This window comes from Cobetia sp., from assembly GCF_983723665.1.
Window position 1 is genome coordinate 3,571 of record NZ_CFDJES010000055.1, and the last position, 2,624, is coordinate 6,194.

Annotated in this window: 2 protein-coding genes; both read right to left on the minus strand. The window is 60.3% G+C overall.

The features are described 5' to 3' along the window. Positions 1-7 precede the first annotated feature (7 nt). A complete protein-coding gene (locus AC4FAH_RS07490; RefSeq protein ID WP_043334097.1) occupies positions 8-295 on the minus strand; it encodes a hypothetical protein in 288 nt (95 codons plus the stop codon). Between the two features lie 61 nt (positions 296-356). Further along, positions 357-2,564 (minus strand): putative bifunctional diguanylate cyclase/phosphodiesterase, encoded by a 2,208-nt coding sequence (locus AC4FAH_RS07495; RefSeq protein ID WP_490245832.1) that lies wholly within the window; start codon positions 2,562-2,564, stop codon positions 357-359. Positions 2,565-2,624 lie beyond the last annotated feature (60 nt).

The following is a 2,624-nucleotide window of genomic DNA, read 5'->3' on the forward strand; positions in this document are numbered from 1 at the left end:
TCGCGCGTCAGGCAATCATCCAACCCAGGAAGGTCAGGCCGATGAAGGTCATCAATAGCCCGCCGATGATGGAGCCTCTCAACAGTGACGTGATGCCCTTGAAGAGCAGGTAAAGTCCCAGAATCAATCCCAGCAGGCTGAACAGCGAAGTGCTGAGCCCTAGCTCACCAGTGAGGCCATTGAAGAATCCCGATAGGGCATCATCGAAGTTGGCGAAGAAACCGCCCAGACCTTCGACGATGAAGCGAATGGCGGCACCCAGTTGCGTGCCGATCCAGTTGAAGAAGTCTTCCATAACGCATGATGTCCAGACAGAAAAGAGGCCCCAGTGTGCCATGAAAGACGCGGATGCGCTGTCATCCGAGCTGATACTTGGCGGTGAATGCCTCGATTGTCATCGGCTTGTCCATCAGATAACCCTGCAGGGCATCACAGCCCATCTCCAGCAGCAGTTCGCGCTGCCTGGGGGTCTCGACGCCTTCCGCCACCACGCACATGCCCAGCTCACGCCCCAGCTGCACCATGAAGTTCACCATGCGGCGGTTCATCTCGTCGTTCTCGAGATCATTGACGAAGCTGCGGTCGACCTTGAGCTCATCGAAGGGCAGGTGCTTGATGTAGGTCAGGGAGGAGAAGCCGGTGCCGAAATCATCCAGTGACAGGCGCAGGCCCAGCGAGCGCAGTTCGTGCATGCGTGCCACCGTGGCGGGCATGTCGGTGGCGAAGACGTTTTCGGTCAGCTCCAGCTGCAGATATTGCGGGTCAAGCGTGTGCTGGCTGAGTGCATTGGCGACATTGCCGACATAGTGAGGGGAGTCCAGCTGCTTGACGCTGACATTGACCGACAGATAGATCTTCGCGAAGGCGGTGCCTTTCTGCCAGTCCTCCAGCAGCTTGCAGGCCTGCTCCAGCACCCAGTCGCCGAGGCTGTCGATCAGCTGGCTCTTCTCGGCCAGCGGAATGAATTCATAGGGCGAGATATTGCCGAGCTTGGCGTGTCGCCAGCGCAACAGGCACTCGGCGCCGACCAGCTTGAGCCCCCGATCGAATTGCGGCTGCAGTTCCACGTAGAGCTCTTCATTCTCGATGGCGCGGCGCAGATCATTTTCCAGCTGCACAGCGCGCTCAAGCTCCACGCGCATGCTGGGATCAAAGCGGACGGTTTGATTGCGCCCGGCCTCCTTGGCGCGATACATCGCGATATCCGCGCGCCGGATGAGCTCCTCCGCACTCAGATGGCGATCATGGAACATGATGCTGCCCAGGCTCGCCGAGCTGTGATGTTGCAGCGGCTGCGACTGTGGGCCCAAGAGCGAATACGGCTGGTTGAGCGCCTGCTGCAGGCGCTCCATCAGCTCATCCAGTTCTCGACAGGCAACCTGCGGATCATGGCTCAGGGGCTGAACCAGGATGACGAACTCGTCCCCGCCGAAGCGCGCCACCAGATCGCTGTCACGCACCGTGGAGCTCAGGCGATGGGCCACCTCGATCAACAGATGGTCGCCGGTGGTATGCCCCAGCAGGTCGTTGATCTTCTTGAAGTGGTCCAGATCGATGAAGATGAGTGCGCCGTGGGTGTCACGGGCGTCGGTGATGATGATGGCCTGCTGCAGGCTGTCGATCAGGGTGGCACGGTTGGCCAGCTTGGTCAGCGAGTCGAAGCGACTGTGCTGGTGCAGCAGGGCCTCTGATTCGACGATACGCGTGATATCGGTGATCGAGCCGATCATGCGTAGCGGATTGCCTTCGCTGTCCCGCTCGATGACATCGCCCTTGTCGATCACCCAGACCACGTCGCCACCGCGGGTCAGCATGCGGTGACGGTGATAGTAGGCCGTCTTGCCCGCCATGCAGTCCTGGATGGCGATCATCGCCTCGGGTTTGTCCTCGGGGTGCAGCAGGCTTGCGAATTCTTCCAGGCTGTTGCTGAGCTCGCTCTCCGGGATGCCCAGAATCTGTGACCAGCGGCGATTGTGCGTCACGGAACTGGTCAGGATGTTCCAGTCCCAGAAGCCTTCCAGTGAGGTGTCATAGATGTGGTCGATCTGTCGGGTCTTGCGCTCATGCTCACGGACTTCTGCCGTGATGTTGTGCGCCAGAACGGCGACCAGCGGCTGACCGTGAATGTCATGGAAGGGCTGCTTGATGGAGCGGAAGTGGTTGACCTCGCCGGTGGTGCCGTCGGTGGCATCCTCGAAGACCGTCTCGCGCTCGAACTTGCTGAGCACCTGCTCTACGCTGCGCCGGAAGAAGTGGCTCTGCTCGGTATTGCCGGTGTAATGACTGTCATCACGTCCGACGATGTCCTCGCGTGAAGTGCCATAGAAGTCGGTCAGGGTGCGGTTGGCGTAGCGAAACAGCCCCTTGGCATCCTTGATGAACATGATGTCGGGGTGGGTGTCGACCAGTGTGCGCAGCAGGTGGTTCTCGGCTTCCAGTGCCTCGAGACGCGACGACATCTCCAGCAGGCGCGAGTGCAGGCTGCTGTCATCAGGCTGGCGGAAATCGTCGGAGCCTTCTGGGCGCGGATAGGGGCGATCCCTGGCATCGGAAGGTGCGGTCATGGCAGGTTCCTGAGGCGACGGTCTGTGCTCTCAGTCTACGTGGCCGCTCGGTTGAATAGG

Excerpts from the sequence above, each read along its gene's own strand:
- AC4FAH_RS07490 (WP_043334097.1), bottom strand. The coding sequence starts at position 295 with ATGGAAGACTTCTTCAACTGGATCGGCACGCAACTGGGTGCCGCCATT.
- AC4FAH_RS07495 (WP_490245832.1), bottom strand. The coding sequence starts at position 2,564 with ATGACCGCACCTTCCGATGCCAGGGATCGCCCCTATCCGCGCCCAGAA.